Raw genomic sequence first — 18,753 nt, 5'->3', positions numbered from 1 at the left:
AAACCTTGCAGCGGATCTCGGACGACGCGCTCGATCGTCTCGAACGCGAACACGAACAAGGCATCACGTCGGCCGAGATCCTCGACATCTTCGCCGTCCACGAGATCAAATTCAGTGAGGCCACGCTTCGAAAATACGTACAGCTCGGCCTCCTGCCCCGGAGCGTCCGGGTAGGCAAAAAGGGCAAGCACCAGGGCTCACAAGGGCTCTACCCAGCGACGGTGGTCAGGCAAATCCAGCGCATCAAGGAAATGATGGCGCAGGACTACACGATCGAGGAGATCCAGCGGGAATTCCTCTTCGTGCGGGGCGATATCGAGGAGCTCGAGCGGACGATCGGCAAGGTATTCGATGCGCTTCGTGACGCAGCGAAAGATCGACGAAGCGAGACGAGCGACCGAGCCATTCATCAGGAACTCTCCATGGCGGAGAGGCTCGCCAAGGACCTCGTGACCAAGCTCTCGGTGATCGAAGAGCGATTGATGGCACAGGCCCGGCTCTCGCGAAGAGCAGCAGCCGCAGGCTCCTGAGGATCGAAAAAGAAGATTTTTCCGGCGGCGTCGCGGGTGACGCCCCGGCGCTGATTTCAAGTCGATGAAGGACGGCTGGACCGTCCTCCATCGATGAAGACGAAAACGTAATCGACAGGGAGCAGGACCCCTGCACTCGTCCGGACCGGTCTCCGAACGGGCAGGGGGACGTGCGCGCGCAGTACGGAAGGACCAGCGGGAGGCAGCGCATGGCAACGATGGGTGATGGCGAGCTCGGCGGTTTCAGTGAGCTCGAGGGAGACATGGACGGCGGTATGAACGACGCGCAGACGAGGGAGACCGGCGACGAGAACCTCGTCGAGGGCGCGCTCGCCCGAAAGGCAGCCCCCGCAACATCCGCGACCGCAATCACACGCGAGCAAAGGCGCTCGCGTCGAAAGCGCGAAGTCCGCGCCCGCACGATCAGCGTCAAGCGCATGACCAAGCGGGAGCTCGAGATCGGGCGAATGCTCTATCCCGAGATGGACTACTGGAAGCCCCGCACGCGCGCCGAGTGCGTCGACGGTCCGCGGCCGTGCCCGTACGTGTCGTGCAAGCACCACCTCTTCCTCGACGTGTCAGCGAGGACGGGCGCGATCAAGCTGAACTTCCCAGACCTCGAAGCCTGGGAAATGAGCGAGAGCTGCGCACTCGACGTGGCCGATCGCGGCGGGACGACGCTAGAAGACGTGGGCGCAATCATGAACCTGACGCGCGAGCGCATCCGCCAGGTCGAGGTAAAGGCGCTCGCAAAGCTGCAAGCGCTGCGCGACATGATGGGGCTGCGCGACTACGTCGACGAGGGCCCCGTCGGCAAGCGCCGTCTGCCCGTACTCGCGCAGACCGACGACGAGGACATCGACGAGGAAGAGCGCGACGAGGACGACGAGGACGACGACGATATCGATGATGCCGACGCCGAGGCAGACACCGAGGCAGACGCCGAGGCAAAGGCGGACGCAGAAGAGCCGCAGCTCCTCGAAGAGTCGGACGATCTGTTCTGAGAGATCCCCCCTCAGGGGATCTCGCAGCGTCGCGCCGGGGTTTCACCCCGGACCCCGACCAGGGGTTGTCCACCCCTGGACCCGGACCAGGCACGGCCTGGACCGGGGATCGATGAACTGCGCTCCGCGCAGTTCATCGAACAGCCAGGGTCAAGACCACAGGCGACCCTGCCCACCACCGCGGCGACGCTGCAGGTTCAACCGGCAGCGTGTCCGTCGCCGGCTTGAAACCCACCTCCATGGTCTTGCCACCGGCCCGTTGGAAGAACTGCGCACCGCGCAGTTCTTCCACCCTCGGTCCAGGCCGTGCCTGGTCCGGGTCGAGGGGCGGACAGCCCCCGCGGGGTCCGGGGCAGCGCCCCGGCGCAACGGCCTCCGCGACGAGAGCCGTCAGGGATCCGGGTGTGCCTCGACGACGACGAGCGTGCTTTCGGCGAGCGACGTTGCGAGGAACGTGGTGAGCGCCTGGGGGGTGGGCGTCTCGCGGGGCGCTTGGCTGCGGCCGGACCAGAGATGAATGAGGCGGCGGCGCGGGTCGGCGCGTGACTCGGTGTCACGTCGCGACGCGAGTGCTGCTGCGCGGCTGAACTCCGGTGCGCTGAGGCCTGCGCGTGAGAGCCGGCCGAGGAGCGCGCGGATGTCGGTCACCGCGGATGCGAGCAGATCCGACGGCGCGCGGACGTCGACGACGAGCGCGGCGGCTTGGTTCGTGCCGACGATGCGCGTGGTGGCGCGGACGCCGCCCGAGGGCGGGAGTGCGGCTTCGAGGAGACCCCCTTCGCCGCCGAGCGCGAGCGCGACGAACAGTGCGAGGTCGTGACTGGGGGCGCCTACGGCTGGCATGGGTGCTGCGATGAGCGCTTGCGCGAGGCCGGCGTCCCGCGCGAGGCGCGCGGTGAGCGGACCGGTGCGAGATGCGCCGCGTGTTGGCGTCGGGCATGCGCGTGCAGGTGAGCGCGGGACGAGCCATCGATCGACGGCTTGTGCGAGCTCCGTGGCTTGCGCGGCGTCTGCGTTTGCGAGGACGGCGAGACGGAGCGGCCCTTCGAGGAGCGTGCGCAGGTGGAGGCGCGTGCCTTCGAGGCCTGCGCCGGAGACGCGCGTGTAGATGCCGAGCGGATCGAGCCATGAAGGATGCTCGGGCACGAGCGCGGAGGCGAGCGCTTCGAAGGCGACGCCGCCGCGGCCGGTCGTGCGCTCGAGGTGCGCGAGGGCCGAGGTGCGCGCTTCGGTGAGCGCGATCGGCGTGAGCGCGGCCGGCGACAAGGCGCGCGCGGCTGCGTCGCCGATACGCCGCGCAAGCTCCACGGACGTCTCGTGTTCGTCACGCGGCGCGGCATGTGCGACGAGGCCCATGCCGTCCGGTCCGATCCACGGTTCGAGCGCGACGCCCGCGTTCGGATCCCGCGAGGCCGATGCGGCGAGCATCGCGAGGGCCGTCAGGCCTGCGTCGGTGGCGCCTTCGTCGATGACGCCGCAAGGGCTCGCGACGAGGGCCCAGACCTCCCCTTGGCCACGCTCGACCGCGGCGCGACGCTCGACGACGGGCTCGCTCGCTTTGGCCCACGCGCTTTCGAGCTCGGCGGCGAACGCGCGCCCGGACGAACCCGGCGTCGGCGTGGCGCGCGGCGGCAAGGCGAGGGCGACGGCGACGCGTGGCGGCGCGGCGGGGACGGGCGTCGTGAGATCCCACCAGGCGGCGCGGGATGCGGCGTCGCGCGGGTCGGCTGCGGAGAGGATCTGGCGCATCGCGACGGAGGCGCTCGTCGGGGCTGCGCTTTCGAGGCGGATCTCGTGACGTGTGATGGCGGCCGCGCGGGCGGCGGCGCGCTCGAGCGCCGCGGCGTCGAGGCGCGTGTCGGGCTCGATCGTCACGCTCACGCAGCCGCCGCGCGCGCGCGCGACGCCGACGACTTCCACGGCGTGGAAGGCTTCGGGCAGGCTGCCGAGCCGCGCATGCAGCGGTGAGCCGGGGGCCGCGAGGCGCTCGGCGATGGCGACCGCGCCGAGGGCATCCCCGAGCCGAACGGCGAGCGTGACCTGGCCACGCGGCGCGCTCTGCGGCGGCGCGACGTAACTCGCGACGGTGTCCGCGGTCGGGAAGGGATCGGCGGCGGGCTCGCCGACGGGCCATCCTTCGCTCGCCTCGAGCGCCTTCGCGACGAGCGCGCCGAACGACGCGGGGCCGACGGCGGCGATCGCGGCGCGGCCGGCGTGTAGACCTTCGCGGCGTTGTCCTTCGAGCTCGCCGGCGAACGTGGGCGACGTGGGATCGGGCATGGACTCGCTCGGCGAGAGGCCGAGGCGACCGGTGCATGCTGCGATCGCCGCGAGCTCGGGCGCGTCGATCGGCGTCTTTCGCAAGGCCGCGAGGCGGCGCGTGACGAGGGGCGACTCGGGGCCGTTTGCGACGACGGGATCCCGCATCGCGCGGACGAGCGCGGCAAGGAAGGGCGCGACGCGCGTCGGGGTGTCGACGAGCCACTCGACACGGAAGCCGGTGCGATCGGCGCGCACGCGCGTCTCGAACCCCGCGGCCACGAGGCGCGCTTCGACGAGCGCCGAGAGCGCGGCCGCCGTGGCCGGGCCCGGATCGGTGGCGAACGCGACGGCGATGGCGGGCGCAGGATCCCCGTCGCGGTTCACGAGCGTGAGGCGCGGGCGCTCGTCGAGGGCGTGCACCTCGATCCCCGCGATCGGCGCGCTCCCGGGCGTGGCGAGCACGGAAGGGCCGCCCCGCGTGGAGGATGTATTCGCGCCGCTGCACGAGGCGAGCACGAGAGGCGCGGCGAGCGCGGCGATGTGTACGAACGTGCGCGACGGAGGCCGCCGCGGGAGGGTCTCGGGCGCGGTCTCGGGCGTCGTCATCATGGCCGGTGCGAGGCGCGGAGCTCGGTGGTCAGAGCTCGAAGTCGGCCGCGGAGCGAGGCGCGAGCTTGAAGCCGTAGAAGTAGGTGACGACGCCGGTGACAGACTTGAACTTCACGCCCTCGGCGAGGAGCGGGCCCTCGTTCTTGAGGTCGAAGAGCTCGTTCGAGATGCTGGGCACGTCGATCTGGCTGATGCCGCCGCCGACGTCGATCGGCGCGGAGTAGCGGCCGCTGCTCTCGTAGGCTTTGTCCGCGATCTCGACGTTCTCGATGCGCACGAGCATGCCGAGGTACTGGCGCGCGCCCTCGTACGTCTTGAGGTCGGTGGTCGGGATCGTCTTCGCAGGGAGCGCCGACCCGAGCTCGAAGCGGAAGGTCATCGTGCCGCCGATCTCCGGCAAGGTGCGGCACTGCGGGAACGGGCCGCTCGTGGGGCCGGCGAACTCCATGAGGTTGCCGAGCACGTCGACGACGTCCCCTTCGGCGAGGCGCAAATCCGGCGGGCTGAACGAAGGCGCGTAGACCGTCATGCCCGCGTAGGGCCCGATGGGATCAGCGCAGCCGTCTTGTACGTAGTAGTTGCCCGACGCGCCGTTGCCGGTCTCGTCGTAGCGATCGATGGCGACGATCCGCAGGCCCGAGAGGCTGACCGGTCGGTCGGGCGGGTAGCTGCACGATTTGCTCATCGCCTGGGTGGGATCGACCCAGGTCGGCTCTCCGACGACGTCAGGCAGTCGGTCGCCTCCGCCACAAGGATCGGCGGCAGGTTTGCTGGGCGGATCCCCCGTGCCGCCGTCGCCGGTGCCGCTGCAGGCCGAGGTGGCCAGGGCGACGAGGAGCGCGAACACGAAAGGTCGCGCGGCAACGCGGGTCGAGGCGAACGTGGCAAAGCAGTCGCGAAAGAAGCGCATCTCCTGCCGGGGTCTTACCACGTCTCGGGCGATGCTTGGATCCAAAGGCCCGGGCAGCTCGTTCGTGTCGTCGTCGAAACCACGCCTGCCCCGAGGCGCGCACGTTGCTATAGGGAGAACGTGCTCTCCGGTCGCGCGCTCGCTCTCGTGGTGCTTGCCTGGTCGCTGCTCAAGGTCCTCGTCGGGAGGCTGTTCGGGCGGAAGACAGGCCTCCCGCTGTTCCACGAGAACTACGACGCCGACGGTCTGCCGGCGCTCGACGCCGCAGAACGCGAGCGCATCGCGAGTTTTTCGCGATGCATCGCATGCGGGCGTTGCGACGTGGGCGAGGCAGATCGCATCGCAGCCTCCGGCGGGGAGTACCCCGGTCTGATGACGATCGTGCTCTCGTCGTCACGCAGCATGCCGGACTACGACGCCGCCGCGCGTTCTCTCGCGCACGTGCCGATGGAAGTGCTCGCGCAGAAAGAAGAGATCTGCCCGACGCGCGTGCCCTTCGTGGAGCTCGCGCGGTTCGTGCGATCCAAGGCCGGCGCAAAGCAACTCCCGACGCCGAGCGTCACCGCCACCGCCGTGGAAGAGGCAGGCGCGCAGGCTCCCGGCCAACGTGAGCACCCCCCGGCGACGGCCCCCACGTAGGCCTCCCCGCCGTCCAATTTGCTTGGAGCCCCCAGCATGTCGGGATAGACGGGACGTAGGCCGCGCTCTCGGCGCGCCTCCCGATCATGCTGGTTCGACGCCCCTCTTCCGTGCTCGTTCTCGCAACGGTCCTCAGCCTGTCCACAGGTTGCGGCGGCAGCGCAGAAGCAGCAGGGCGAGGCGCCGTCACGCCGGAAGCCACGTCCGCAGGCGCGTCGGGGGCAGGGGAGATCGAGCGCGGCGGAGCGAGTTATTACTCGGACAAGCTGAAGGGTCGGCCCACCGCAAGCGGAGAGCCGTACGAGCCAACCGAGATGACAGCCGCCCACAAGACGCTGCCCTTCGGCACGATCGTGCGGGTGGAGCGCGAAGGCCGATCGATCGAGGTGCGGATCAACGATCGAGGCCCCCACGTCCGAGGGCGGATCATCGATCTGTCACGCCGCGCCGCCGAAGCCCTGGGCATCGTGCGGATGGGCGTCGCCGACGTGGTGCTGCGCGTCGTGTCGATGCCGCCGAAGAAGTCCGCGAAGAAGAAGCGTCGCTGACACAGGTAAGGCGCGGAGCCGGGGTTTCACCCCGGACCCCGACCAGGGGTTGTCCACCCCTGGACCCGGACCAGCCAGGGGCTGGACCCAGGGTCGATGAACTGCGCGATGCGCAGTTCATCGAACAGGCAGGGGAAGGCCGCGATGCACGGCAACTCATGCGTCGCCGAACACGTGCGCTCATGCGTCGACGGGGTTTGTTCGGCTGCGCGACAGGTGTCGCCGGTAGGCGATTGCGGGGGGGGCGCTGCCGGCTCCTCTGGCGTTGGTTTCGACGCTGGCTTGTGGTCCTCCGCGACGAGGTCCGTGGGCGGGTGACAGCGCGTGTTCGGCTGCTCGACAAGGATCGTCGGCCGCTTCTGGACCTCGTCGTCGGCCGCGACCTTCCATGGGGAACACGCGTCGCTAGGTGTTCGGCGGCGAGACACTTGCCCGTCTGCGCCGACGGGCCTTGTCACGGCTTCGTGACCGATGCCCTGTGGCGGAGCTGTGGCTTGTCGCGGCGCGGAACAGACGAGAACGACGATCCATGTCGTCTGTCGACATGCCCAACAACAACGGCTCGGTGGGGCGCCGATCGAGGACGAGCGCGTCGCTCCCCTCATCGCCTCCCCCCGAACCTCGTCCGCGCCGCGGCCTTGGCTGGCAGACCCGTCCCCCGCCTTGTCCACGCCCGTTCGATGAACTGCGCATCGCGCAGTTCATCGACCCTGGGTCCAGCGCCTCGCTGGTCCGGGGTGGAGGGGGCGGACAGCCCCCTCCTGGGGCCTGGGGCAACGCCTCAGCGCGACGCTCCCGTGCAAGCCTCTGCTTACACGAGCCGGAGACGTGGGCCTGTGGAGAAGGCGGCGATGTGACCGCTTTCTTCGACGACGTAGACGTCGCAACGTTCGTCGACGCGGAAGAGGTCGGGGACGAGGTCGGCGGGGACGCGTCCGAGGAGCTTTCCGTCTTGGGGGCGGACGACGAAGAGCTCGCTTTGGGGGACGAAGAGGGCGCCGGAGCGGAGCATGGGTTCGAGCCTGCGGGGCCTGTCGCCTTCGGCGCCGCCGAAGACGTGACGGTAACGGGTTGCTCCGTCTTTTGCGTCGATGGCGACGAGCTCGCCGCCTTCGCTGTTGAGGATGACGGTGCCGTCGACGACGAGCGTGGAGGCGGCGGAGGCGCAGGCGACGATGTCGAAGCGCGGGGCGCCTGTGGCTCGGTCGAAGCCGACGAGACCTGTGCCGCGACGGCCGTGCGTTTGGATCACGACGGTGTCGGGGGCGAGCAGGGGGGCGCCGAGGGGGCGCGTGTCGGCGGGTAGATCGATGCTCCAGCGTGCGGCGCCGGACCAGGGATCGATGTGGTGGAGACGTGCGCTGCCGCGATCGACGAAGGCGCCGTCGCCGCTCACGGCGAAGAGGGCGTCGTGATCGACGGTCACGTGGGAGGCGAAGCGACGACGGTCGCAGAATCGCCAGACGACCTCGCCTGTGAGCACGTCGAGTGCGACGAGTGCGGACTCGCCCGAGGCCACGACGAGCAGCTTGCCGGCGCGACGTAGCCGGAACATCCCGCTCCTCCGCGATGCGTAGCGCCATCGCACTTCGCCGCCGTGGAGATCGATCGCGGCGAGATGGCGCGTGCCTTCGTTCACGACGAGCATGCGCGGTAGACCTGGCGTGCTCACGACCACGCCCGAGGTGCTCGCGCCGGCGCGCGGCGTCAGGCTCGTCGTCCAGAGGACGTCACCTGTCTGCAGGTCGTGCAGGTGGAGCGCGCCTTCGGCTTCCATGCGCGCGAGACCGAGGGGCGTCATCACGCTCGCGGCGCGTGTCACGGGCCGCGTCCAGGCGAGCTCGCCCGTGCGCCGGTCGATGCAGGACAGCTCGCGCGTGGCGCCGACGACGAGCGCGTCGCCGCAGAGGAACGTGGCGCGCAGGTCGATCGAGGGGATCGCGGCGAACCAGCGCGGCGTGTAGCGCAGACGGCTCGACGCGAGCGTCTCGTCGTCGGCCGGCTGGGGCGGCTGACGGAGGGACGCGGCGAAGGCGCGGTAGCCTTCGGGCGCGACGTTGATCTTCGAGTCGTCGCGCGTGAGGTCGCGCATGCGCTCGCCGAGCTCGCGTACCTTCGTGCGGAAGGCGGAGAGCCGGAGGTTTTGCGCTTGCGCGCGGTCGCGGCGCACGACGCTCCGCGCGAGGGCGCGACCGAAGGCGACGACGCTTTGCACGAGCGCGCCCACGTCGACGGCGGGGAACGTCCATACGTGGCCCCGCTCGTCGGAGCCGCGGCGTGGCATGCCGATCGTCAGCGAGGCGTGGCCTTCGCCTTGGATGCGCACCGCGCAGATGGCGCCGCCGATGGTGAGGCGACGGTAGTAGGGCCGGCCGAGTGCCCACGCGGAGAGCGCTTCGAGCGTGATCTCCACGAGCTGCTCCGCGAAGAGGAAGACGAACACGTCGGGCAGCTCGCGCGCGTGCTCGCCCACGATGACGCGCAGCTTGCCGCGGAAGAGCAACGCGAAGAGATCCGCGCGCTGCACGGCCGTCTCCGCTGCCGCCGAGGGCGCGGGCGTGCGCATCAGAATGTCGGCCGCGATCGTGATCGGCACGTCGCCTGTGGGCTCGACGGCGACGACGGCGGGCTCGGCGAGGTCCTCGCCTGCGCCGAAGGGCGCGCTCGCGGCGAGGTGCTCGCGTGCTGCGGCGATACGCGCGGCTTCTCCGTAGAGCTGGGAGCGCGGGCCTTCGCCGTCGAGGGACGCGAGCGAGGCGATGGCGCTCTGCTCCGAGGGGCGCGCGAGCGCGTCGAGGGCGCTGAGGACCCGCGTGGAGAGCGCGTCGCCGTCGACGCGTCGCTCGTGGATCGCCACTTCGGGCTTCGAGCTCGTCTGCGCGAGCGAGACGAGTACGTCTCGCCCGGCGCGTTCGAGGCCGAGCTCCCAGGGCTCTCCGCCGAGGCTCACGCGGATGGCGGCGCGACGCCTCCGGAAAGCGCAGAGGTCCGCGACCGTGTAAGCGAGGTCGATCACGAGCGCAGTCGCGTCACGCTCGGGAAGGACGGTGGCGTCGGGGGCTCGATCGAGCACGAGGTCGAAGAGCGCGCGCAGCGCCGGGCCGTCGACCGAGGGGGTCGAGGCAGGCTGGATCTCGGGGCGTCGGGCAACGAGAGTAAGGCCGGTCATCCGTGGGCCGAATGCTAAAGAGGCTTCTGTCGCTTCCTAAGTTTTGTGCATCGATCGTCGCGGAGTGGACAAACCGATGGAGTGTCGCTAGGAGCCCGTCCGTGCCGGTTTTTTGGCCGCGCGCCCTCGGAATTTCCGCACTCGGCGCGGCCCTCGCGCTCGTGCCGGCGCTCTTCTTGTTCGGCTTCACCGTCGACGATGCGCTCCTCCCTGCGCGCTACGCGACCCACATCGCGCGTGGCCTCGGCTACCGGTGGAACGTCCACGGGCCGATCACAGACGCCGTCACGCCGCTCGGGTTTCCGTACCTGCTCGCGCCCTTCGCTGCGGGGGGACCGCTCGATGCGCTCGCGGCGGCGAAGGTCCTCGGGCTCCTCGTATGGACGGCGGCGGCGGCGATGCTGGCGGTCACGATCGATCGTGCGTCTTCGGCGCGCGCGCGTTGGGCTGCGCTCGTGATGTTGCCCGCCTCGGCGCCGCTCGCGGCGTGGAGCGTCGCGGGGCTCGAGACGGGCTTCGCGACGGCGCTCGTGTCGGTCGGCGTGTGCCTCGTCGCGCGCGGGCGCCCGAGAGGGTGCGTGGTTCCGCTCGGGCTCGCGGCTGCGCTTCGGCCGGAGCTCTTGCCGTTCGTGCTCGTCGTCGCGATCACGCCGCCGCCGGGGGAGCCGATGCGCCTCGGACGCGCGGAGGGATTTCGTGCGGCCTTCGCGGCGGCGCCCTTTTTTCTCGTCGTCGCGATTCGCCTCGCCGTGTTCGGTCGTCCGACGCCGCTCGCGGTGCTCGCGAAGCCCTCGGATCCCTGGCTCGGCGCGAAGTACGCGCTCGCGTGTTTCTTGCTCACGGGTCCGCTCGCGCTCGTCGCGCCGCGCGCGCTCCTTCGATCGACGTCGTTCGTGCGCGGCCTCGTGCTCGCGGTCGCCGTTCACTTCGCCGCGGTCGCGGTCGCGGGCGGCGACTGGATGCCGCTCTCGCGCCTCGTCGTCCCCGTGCTCCCCGTGGTGATCCTCGCGGCTGCGCACCTCGGCTCTGTCGCGGACGCGCGCGTGACGGCGGCGCGTGTCGCGCTCGCGCTCGCGGGCGAGCTCTTCGTCATGATCAAGATCGGCCCCGTGGCCGCGCGTGTCGGCGCGGCTCGGACCGCGCTCGTGTGTGAGCTCGGGCCTGCGCTCGAAGGCGCCCGCGTCGTGGCTTCGCTCGATGCGGGCTGGGTCGGCGCGGCGACCGAGGCGAGCATCGTGGATCTCGCGGGGCTCACGGATCCGGCGATCGCCGCCTTGCCGGGCGGACACACGACGAAGCGGATCGCGCCGGCGATGCTCGACGCGCGCGGCGTGGATACGCTCGTCCTCCTGCTCGCGCCGGGCGCGCGTGCTGAGACGCCGTGGACGGCTTCGATCTTCGAGCGCGGCGTCGAGGCGCGGATCGCGCGTTTTCCGGACATGGCGGCGAGCTTCGTGGTGAGCGCGGAGAGCCGCGTGCCCGGCTTGCCCTACCTGGTGCTGCGGCGACGGACCGACGCGGCAGGGGACGCCACGGGCGAAGCCCCTTGATCCGAAGCCGCGGCCGGCCTTTGATGCAGCCATGGCGCGGCTCGTCGAAAGCCTGTCGAACTTCTTCGGACGGGTCGAAATCCTGGCGCGTGGCCTCGAAAACGAGCGCCGCGCTGCAGAACACGCGCTCGCGCGGGACCGCCCGCTCGAAGCGCGCGACCTCGCCCGGACCATCCTCGCGAGTGTGCCCGGCTCGCCGCTCGGGCTCGCGTTGTGGGCGGACGCCGCCGAGGATGCGGGGCTCGATCACGAGGCGGCCGAGGCGCTCGACGAACTCGCCACGCTCGTCCCCTGGCGCGCCGACGTGTGGCTGCGGCTCGGTCAGGCGCGGGCGCGCATGGGCGACGTGCGCGCGGCCGAGGCGCTCGAGCGCGCGGCCGACGCGCCCGAGGTGCGTGAGGCCGCGCGGCTCGCGCTCCTCGACCTGTGTGATCGTGATCTCTGGGCCGGAGATCCGGCGCGGGCCGGTCGCTGGCTCGACCGCATCGGCGCGTCGCTCGTGGTCGTCGCGACGAGCGGGAACGAGCTGCCTGCGGCGCCCGATCGCGAGGTCGCGTTGCGGCGGGCCGAGTGCGCGCTCGCGCTCGGCGACATGGCCGCGGCCGAGCGGTATGCGCCCGCCGTGGATCCCGAGCGGATCGACGGTCGCGGCGCGCTCGTCCGCGCGCGGCTCGCGTTCGCGCAGGGACAGTGGTCGCCCGCGCTCGACCTCGGCCTGCGCGCCTGCATCCTCGACGCGCCGGGCTCCGCGGAGCTGCTCTCCGCGCTCATCGCGGGCTGCCGCGACGCCTTGCTCGTCGATCGCGCGCGCCGCGTGGTGACGGCCGCGGGCCTCATGGAGGAGCCTGCGTGGGCCGCGGCGTTCGCGTTCGCGGAGGGCCGCCGCGCCGACGCGCGCGCCGCGCTCTCGCGGGGCCTGTCCGCTGGGCATGCGGGCGCCGCGGCTGCGCTGCTCCGGCTCGCCACCGAGACGCGGGATCTCGACGCCCTGCATGCGCTCGCCGCGCGGGATCCGGGCCGCCTGCCCGAGGACCTGCGTACGCTGCGCGAGGGCGCCGTGCTCGCGGCCGAGGGGCGTCCTCGCGCCGCGCTCGCCAAGCTCGAACGTGTCTCGGGCGAGGCCGCGGCGTGGTCGGCCGAGATCGCGAGCGGGATCATCCGGAGCTGGGTCCCCGACGAGGGCATCGCCGCGTGGCCCGATCTGCTCGACGAGCTCGGCCGCTCCGCGCGCGCACTCGAGCGGCTCGACGTCGTCACGGGCGTCGAGGCGATCGCCGTCGAGCGCGCGCGCCCGCTGCGCGTCGCGGTGGTGGGCGAGTTCAACGCGGGCAAGAGCACGTTCCTGAACGCGCTGCTCGGCGAGGACGTGGCGCCGACGGGCGTCTTGCCGACGACCGCGACGATGCACTGGGTCGCGTGGGCGCCGGATCCCTTCGCGCGGATCGTCGTGCGCGGCGCGCCCGATCGCGTCGTGCCGCACGTCGGCTTGAAGGCTGCCTTGAAGAGCCTCGCCGCGAGCGGCGAGCGGGTCGAGCGGGTTTTCATCTATGCGCCGATCGAGCGGCTCAAGCGCGTGGAGATCCTCGACACGCCGGGCTTCAACGCGCCCGATCCCGATCACATCGCCGCGGCACGGCAGGCCTTCGACGAGGCGCACGTCGCCGTGTGGCTGCTCGACGCGAGCGGGCCGATGAAGGAGAGCGAGCGGCGCGTGCTCTCCGAGATCAAAGGCCTCGGCGTGCCCGTGCAGATCCTCGTCAACAAGGCCGATCGCCTCGCGCCCGACGAGCTCGCGCGCGTGCTCGTGCACGTGCAGACGAGCCTAGAGGAGACGGGGATCGGCTCCTACGCGCCGCCGCTCGCGTTCTCGGCGCGGCTGTCCTTGAAGGGCAAGCTCGGCGACGGGGACGCGCTCGAAGCGTCGGGGTGGGCGGGCGTCGAGGCGCTCTTCGCCGAGCGGATCGTCGATCGATCGGCGGAGCTGCGCGAGCGGGCCCTGCGCCGGAGGGCGCTGCGTTTCGCGCGGGAGCTCGCGTCCGTCGCGTCGACGCGCGCCGCGGAGGATCGCGCGAAGATCGAGGAGGCGCGCGCGACGAACGAGGCGCTCCTCGCGTCCGCGGCCAAGCTCCGCCACGAGCGACGCAACCTCGTGGCCTCGATCGAGAAGGCCCTCGAGCCGGCGCGGCGCATGCTCGCGGCCGATTTGCGCCCGCTCGGCGACCTCACGGACGAGCGAAAACGCACCGATCCTGGACTCGAGGCCTATGTCGAAGAGCGCTTCGTTTCCAGGCTCACGGAGCCTTTGGTGCAGGAGATCGCGCAGCATGCCGGCGTCGCGACGCCGCCCGCGGCCGCGGCCTCCGTGCGCGCCGCGCTCATGGGCGCGGTGGCCGCGCTGGAGACGCCTGCCGAGCGTGTCGATCGGCCGCTCGGGCGCGTGATCGAAGCTGCGATCGTGGCCTTCGCGGCGGCGCTCGTGGCTGCGGCGGAGGTGGGCCTGCCCGCGGCGCCGTTCGCGCTCCTCGAGCAACGCGCGGCGATGGTGGAGCGCGCGCTCTCTGCAAAGACGTGAGCGGCCCGGCCCGGAAAAACGATCCGAGGCCCACGGACCGCGCATTTCGTGCTCCCCGCGCGCCTTCACGCGGGTATCATCTCGCTCGAAGAGTGTTGCAGGATCGAGGCAAGATCATGGATTTGTCCTTTGGCGGGAGCGGTGACGTGCAGAAGCGAAATTCGTATCGGCGGGGCCTCTTCGGCGCGCTCGCGCTCGCGCTCGGTCTCGTCGCGATCACGCCCTCCTGCTCCGTCCTCGTCGACACGAGCACGAAGCAGTGCGCCGTGAACACGGATTGCCCGAACGGCATGAAGTGCGAGGAAGGCGTCTGCGTCGGCGGCGGCGACGTGATCTGCGCGAAGACGAGCGAATGCAGCGCGGCCGGCGCGGAGCAGTTCTGCCGCAAGGCGCCCGGCGCGGCGTCCGGCGTGTGCAAACCGCTGAAGTCCCCCGAATGTCAGGTCATCGAGGGGGATCCGACGGTCGAAAACGCGTTCCTGATCGGCTCGATCCATCCGACCACGGCGACGGGCTTCGACGGCGAGATCGGCGTGTCGATGGAGAACAGCATCCGGCTCGCCATCCGGGACATGAAGGGGAACGTGGGTGGCCTGCCTTCGGTCGGAGGAGGGTCCCCGCGCCCCGTCGTGATGATCGGTTGCACCGACGCGGGCGAGGCCACCGTGAGCGTCAAGGCGGCCAGGCACCTCATCGACAACCTCGGCGTCCAGGCCATCATCGGCGGCGCATTCAGCGGCGTCGCGCTCGAGACGGCCAACCAGGCGACGCTCGACGCACGCGTGCTGCTCATCAGCGCGTCCGCCACGGGCATCGCGTTGACGGGCGTCGACGACACGCCGGACGGCGCGACGGCCGGGCTCCTGTGGCGCACGGTCCCTTCGGATATCTTCCAGGCGAACGCGATCCTGCAGTACGTGCCGCAGCTCGAGAAGCGGATCCGCGAGGAGCTTGGGCTCACCGACGAGCCGATCAAGCTCGCGCTCGTCCACAAGGGCGACGCCTACGGCCGGGGCCTCCGATCCGCCCTCGAGGCGACGCTGACCTTCAACGGCAAGACCGCGCTCAACAACGGCGAGAACTTCCTCCTCGTCGACTACGGCGATCCCGACGGGACGACCAAGTACCCCGAGACGATCGAAGCGGTGAAGAACCACGGCTCGCACATCGTCCTGATGTTCGGAACGGGCGAGGCGGTGTCGTCGCTGTACGGCCCCATCGAGATCGGGTGGAACAGCGCGCTCGGGTACAAGCCGCGGTACGTCTTCTCCGACTCGAACTACAACACCGGCGCGCTCGCGGGTGCCATCGACGTCGGGGCGGATGCAGCGGCAAAGGCCGACTGGCGCAAGCGCACCACGGGCGTCGTGCCCGGCCCGCAGAACACCGACCAGAACTACCAGCTCTTCGTGAATCTATACGGGACGACGTTCGGGACCGAGAACGGCGACCCCTCGATCCTCGGCGCGGCGAGCGCGTACGACGCCGCCTACTTGCTGTTCTACAGCGCGTCGACGATCGCCGACGGCGTCATCACGGGCCAGAAACTCGCCGAGGGGATGACGAAGATGTCGAACGCGGATCCTGCCATGGTCGGCGAGATCAACTCCGGCCCGGGCAAGCTCAGCGATACGATGAAGAAGCTCATGTCGGGCGAATACAAGTCGATCGATTACAACGGCGCCTTCGGCCCGCTCGACTTCGACCCCGAGACGAATGATCCCGCAGCGAACGTCCAGGTGTTCTGCCTGTCCGACGACGGAACCGGCAAGACCAAGGAGCAGCTCTCCGGCCAGTACTACGAAGCGGAGTCGCAGATGCTCAAGGGCACGTTCACCGACGCCTGCAAGTAAAGCGGCGCGCTGAAAGGAACGGAACGCCGTCCTTCGGGGCGGCGTTTTCGTTTCGAATGCACGCGCAAAGGTGCGGACACGAAAAAGGCCGCGGTGCCTTTCGGCGCCGCGGCCTTCGTTGACGGGCGGGGGAGGGAGCTAGAAGCTGCCCTTCAACGTGAAGCCCGTCGGCGAAACGCCGACGTCCATGCTCTTGATCAGCCCCGTCTTGGGCTGCTCCTTCGCAGGCCCGGGATCACGGACCGTGAAGTAGAGCGTCACGGCGCCCGCCACGACCGCGGCGCCCGTGAAGATGTCGCTGACGAGCGCGAGGGTCGCGGTGGAGCTCGAAGCGTCGTCGAGTTGCGTCTTCGTCGCGCCCGAGTCGGGCTTGCGCAGATCCGCGAGCTCGCCGCTCTTCGAGAGCGCGAGCGCGCCCGTGGCGATCGCGCCGACCGCGAGCGCACCCGTCACGCCCCATCCGGCCCACGGGATCGACTTCGGGGGCGGGGGAGGCGGGGTCACGGGCGCGGTGCTCGTCGTCGGCGCCGTCGCCGTGGGCGCCGTCGGTAGCGTCGTGGGCACGGTCCCCGTCTCGAGCGGCTTCGGCGCGAGCTCGGGCAGATCGAGCGTCACCTTCTCCGAGTCGAAGCTCGCCACCTCGATGGTCTTCGAGGCGCTCGTGCGACCTTCTTTCGTCGCCACGATGCGATGGCGGCCCGGGTTCACGAGCAGCGGCTTCGTGAAGGGCGACTTGCCGACGAGCACGTCGTCGATCGTTACGTCCGCGTCCGGGACGCTCGTCACGATCTCCACGCGCGCGACGCGGGTGCGCAGCTTCTCGATGTCTTTTTCCACGTCGGCGCGGCGCTTCGGGTCGATCGTGGCGCCGCCCTCGGCCAGGTACTTCTCGAACGAGACGAGCGCGTTCGCGTAGTCCTGGAGCTGGAAGTAGACGTTCCCGATGTTGTAGAGGACGTTGTAATTCGGAGCGAGCTCGTACGCGCGCCGGAACTCGATGAGCGCGGCGCGGTAGTCGCCTTCGCCGAAGAGCTCGATGCCACGCTTGAAGCGCCGCGACGCTTCTTCCTTGGCTTCTTTCGTGGGTTCGGCTTGCGGTGTGGGGGCGGCGGCCGGGGCCCCGCCCGCGGGCTGCTGGGCCGAGACGGCGAGGGGGACGACGGGGAGCGAGAGGGCGACCGCGAGGGCGATACGTCGGGATGTCTTCATCACTGATACGGGTTGTTCGGGTCGACGGTGCGGTTCGTCTTCTTGGTGCCGCCGGTCTTCATCGGATCCTCGGCGGTCGTGGTCGGCTGCGGGACGAAGATGACCTTGGTCTTTTCCTTCGAGGTGTCCGTGGGCGGCGGCGTGGCCAAGGGCGCCGCGGCCTGCTGCTCGAGGACCATCTCGATCGTGCGGTCCTTGTCGAAGGTCACGTCGCGGCTGCGCGTGGTGAAACCTGCGGCCTCCGCCTTGATGATATGCGTCTTGTCCTCGCGAGGGAACTTGCCGACGTAGGGGTTCGTCGCGAGCTCCTTGCCGTCGAGGAAGATCTTCGCGTTCGGCGGCGTGACCGTGATCGTCACCTCGATGTCGCCCACGACGGGCGTGGCCGTCGCTGGCGACGGCGGCGCGGGCGGCGGCTGGCGCGTCATGACGAAGACGCCCACGCCGGCCGCGGCGATCGCGATGAGCGCGACGGCGCCGAGCAGGCCCCCACGCTTCGGCCCCGCGGCGGCCTGCGAGCCCGTGCTCGTCGCAGCGGCGGCAGAGGCCGTGAGCGACGTCGGCGACGAGACGCCGTTCGTGCGGCGCGTGCCGGGCGACGAGAGATCCTGGCTCGACATCGCCTCGCGCGCGCCCGTCCGATCGACGGACATCGGGCCCGACGCCGACGTGCCGTCGAGGTGCGGCAGGCCGATCGACTGGAACTCCGTCGTCGCCATCGACTTCGCGGCCTTGAGCTGCGCCTCGACGATCTGCTTGATCTTCGAGCGGTTCTCTTCGAAGTGCTTCGCGACGAGCTTGCCGACCTCGCGCAGCGAGGACTTGTCGCCCATCTGATCCAGGAGCTCTTCGAGCGCGGTCGCGAGGTCCGTCGAGGTCGCATACCGATCCTCGCGGCGCAGCGCGAGCGCCTTCATGACGATCTTTTCGAGGCCCTCGGGGACGTCGGGATCCACCGAGCGAGGCGAGGGGATGTCGCCGTTGATGAGGCGGTGCAGGACCGTCAGATCCGGGATGCCCTTCCAGAGGCGCCGGCCCGTCGCGGCCTCCCACAACATCACGCCCGCGGAGAAGATGTCCGCGCGCCGGTCGACACGCTCGCCGCGCGCTTGCTCGGGCGCCATGTACGCGACTTTGCCCTTCACCACGCCGAGGCGCGTCTCGGCCGACGAGTTCATCGCCTTCGCGATGCCGAAGTCGACGACCTTCACCTGACCGTCGTACGTGACGAACACGTTGTGCGGCGTGACGTCGCGATGCACGACGTTGAGCGGCGTGCCGTCGAAATCCGTGAGCTCGTGCGCGTGGTGCAAGCCCGAGAGCATGTCGACGATGATGCGCAGGTGCATCGGGAGCGTGAGCCCGCCGTCGCGGCCGATCCGGTGCAGGATGCGGTTCAGCGGCTGCCCTTCGAGGTACTCCATCGCGATGAAGTACCGATCGCCCTCCTGACCGACCTCGTTCGTCTGCACGACGTTCGGGTGCGAGAGGCGCGCCGCGAGCCGGGCCTCGTCGAGGAACATGCCGAGGAACTCGGGATCCGTCGCGAGCTGCGGGCGGATCTGCTTGATCACGCAGAGCTTGTTGAACCCTGCAGGTCCCTGCACGACGGCCAGATAGACCTCGGCCATGCCGCCATGACCGAGCTCGGCGATGAGCCTGTATTTGCCGAGGGTATTGGCCTCGGGCCCCTTCGTGACGCTGGACCCCTCCATGGTCGACATTCACCTCGCTGGAGAGCCGGATCGGATCTGTGGTGCGCGTGCTCCAGTACGCGCCCCCACTGCAAAGCATGCTACCGAAGAGTGCCCCTGGATCGCAATCGATGCGAGTTTTTGGTGCGCAAAAAAAAACGGGCGCACGGTTCGCACCGGAAGCGTGGATCCAGGCTCGCGCGA

The 18,753-nt window shown here is 70.3% G+C and carries 12 protein-coding genes; 7 read left to right on the top strand and 5 right to left on the bottom strand.

What is annotated here, in order from left to right:
* Positions 1–5 precede the first annotated feature (5 nt).
* Positions 6–530, top strand: coding sequence for a MerR family transcriptional regulator (locus QHF89_RS37250; RefSeq protein WP_136972868.1), 525 nt, complete (start codon positions 6–8; stop codon positions 528–530).
* A 209-nt stretch (positions 531–739) separates the two neighbouring features.
* Entirely contained in the window at positions 740–1,534 is a 795-nt protein-coding gene (locus QHF89_RS37245; protein WP_136972869.1) for a sigma factor-like helix-turn-helix DNA-binding protein, read from the top strand.
* 390 nt (positions 1,535–1,924) lie between these two features.
* On the opposite strand, the gene QHF89_RS37240 is transcribed toward QHF89_RS37245, so the two are convergent.
* Both QHF89_RS37240 and QHF89_RS37235 read right to left on the bottom strand, forming a co-directional pair.
* Positions 1,925–4,405, bottom strand: a complete 2,481-nt coding sequence (locus tag QHF89_RS37240) for a hypothetical protein (RefSeq protein ID WP_136972800.1) — start codon at positions 4,403–4,405, stop codon at positions 1,925–1,927.
* 28 nt (positions 4,406–4,433) lie between these two features.
* Positions 4,434–5,315, bottom strand: a complete 882-nt coding sequence (locus QHF89_RS37235; RefSeq protein WP_136972799.1) for a hypothetical protein — start codon at positions 5,313–5,315, stop codon at positions 4,434–4,436.
* A 120-nt stretch (positions 5,316–5,435) separates the two neighbouring features.
* Between QHF89_RS37235 and QHF89_RS37230 the strand changes: the two genes are divergently transcribed.
* Both QHF89_RS37230 and QHF89_RS37225 read left to right on the top strand, forming a co-directional pair.
* Complete coding sequence (locus tag QHF89_RS37230) at positions 5,436–5,954, top strand: hypothetical protein (RefSeq protein WP_284721421.1); 519 nt, start codon at positions 5,436–5,438, stop codon at positions 5,952–5,954.
* A gap of 110 nt (positions 5,955–6,064) precedes the next feature.
* A complete protein-coding gene (locus QHF89_RS37225) occupies positions 6,065–6,502 on the top strand; it encodes a septal ring lytic transglycosylase RlpA family protein (RefSeq protein WP_284721420.1) in 438 nt (145 codons plus the stop codon).
* Positions 6,503–7,313: 811 nt separating this feature from the next.
* Here QHF89_RS37225 and QHF89_RS37220 read toward each other — a convergent pair.
* Positions 7,314–9,671, bottom strand: coding sequence for an outer membrane protein assembly factor BamB family protein (locus QHF89_RS37220; RefSeq protein WP_136972797.1), 2,358 nt, complete (start codon positions 9,669–9,671; stop codon positions 7,314–7,316).
* A 101-nt stretch (positions 9,672–9,772) separates the two neighbouring features.
* Here QHF89_RS37220 and QHF89_RS37215 point away from each other — a divergent pair, with 101 nt between their 5' ends.
* The 3 genes from QHF89_RS37215 (at position 9,773) to QHF89_RS37205 (ending at position 15,646) form a co-directional block, all read left to right on the top strand.
* The gene (locus QHF89_RS37215; RefSeq protein ID WP_136972796.1) at positions 9,773–11,221 is read left to right on the top strand and encodes a hypothetical protein; all 1,449 of its coding nucleotides are present in this window, start codon (positions 9,773–9,775) and stop codon (positions 11,219–11,221) included.
* A gap of 31 nt (positions 11,222–11,252) precedes the next feature.
* A complete protein-coding gene (locus QHF89_RS37210; RefSeq protein ID WP_136972795.1) occupies positions 11,253–13,793 on the top strand; it encodes a dynamin family protein in 2,541 nt (846 codons plus the stop codon).
* A 116-nt stretch (positions 13,794–13,909) separates the two neighbouring features.
* Positions 13,910–15,646, top strand: a complete 1,737-nt coding sequence (locus QHF89_RS37205) for an ABC transporter substrate-binding protein (protein WP_136972794.1) — start codon at positions 13,910–13,912, stop codon at positions 15,644–15,646.
* A 138-nt stretch (positions 15,647–15,784) separates the two neighbouring features.
* Here the strand turns inward: QHF89_RS37205 and QHF89_RS37200 are convergent, their stop codons facing one another.
* Both QHF89_RS37200 and QHF89_RS37195 read right to left on the bottom strand, forming a co-directional pair.
* The gene (locus QHF89_RS37200) at positions 15,785–16,855 is read right to left on the bottom strand and encodes a PEGA domain-containing protein (RefSeq protein ID WP_136972793.1); all 1,071 of its coding nucleotides are present in this window, start codon (positions 16,853–16,855) and stop codon (positions 15,785–15,787) included.
* Positions 16,855–18,570: a protein kinase domain-containing protein gene (locus QHF89_RS37195; RefSeq protein WP_284721419.1), complete on the bottom strand. Its 1,716-nt coding sequence runs from the start codon at positions 18,568–18,570 to the stop codon at positions 16,855–16,857. Before QHF89_RS37195 ends, QHF89_RS37200 begins: the two co-directional genes overlap by 1 nt.
* Positions 18,571–18,753: the final 183 nt, after the last annotated feature.

Source organism: Polyangium sorediatum (assembly GCF_029946465.1).
Lineage (GTDB): Bacteria > Myxococcota_A > Polyangia > Polyangiales > Polyangiaceae > Polyangium > Polyangium fumosum.
Note: the sequence above shows the minus strand (reverse complement) of the source record. Positions and strands in the feature narration are given on the sequence as shown.

Excerpts from the sequence above, each read along its gene's own strand:
- QHF89_RS37245 (WP_136972869.1), top strand. The coding sequence starts at position 740 with ATGGCAACGATGGGTGATGGCGAGCTCGGCGGTTTCAGTGAGCTCGAG.
- QHF89_RS37240 (WP_136972800.1), bottom strand. The coding sequence starts at position 4,405 with ATGATGACGACGCCCGAGACCGCGCCCGAGACCCTCCCGCGGCGGCCT.
- QHF89_RS37235 (WP_136972799.1), bottom strand. The coding sequence starts at position 5,315 with ATGCGCTTCTTTCGCGACTGCTTTGCCACGTTCGCCTCGACCCGCGTT.
- QHF89_RS37220 (WP_136972797.1), bottom strand. The coding sequence starts at position 9,671 with ATGACCGGCCTTACTCTCGTTGCCCGACGCCCCGAGATCCAGCCTGCC.
- QHF89_RS37210 (WP_136972795.1), top strand. The coding sequence starts at position 11,253 with ATGGCGCGGCTCGTCGAAAGCCTGTCGAACTTCTTCGGACGGGTCGAA.
- QHF89_RS37205 (WP_136972794.1), top strand. The coding sequence starts at position 13,910 with ATGGATTTGTCCTTTGGCGGGAGCGGTGACGTGCAGAAGCGAAATTCG.
- QHF89_RS37200 (WP_136972793.1), bottom strand. The coding sequence starts at position 16,855 with ATGAAGACATCCCGACGTATCGCCCTCGCGGTCGCCCTCTCGCTCCCC.
- QHF89_RS37195 (WP_284721419.1), bottom strand. The coding sequence starts at position 18,570 with ATGGAGGGGTCCAGCGTCACGAAGGGGCCCGAGGCCAATACCCTCGGC.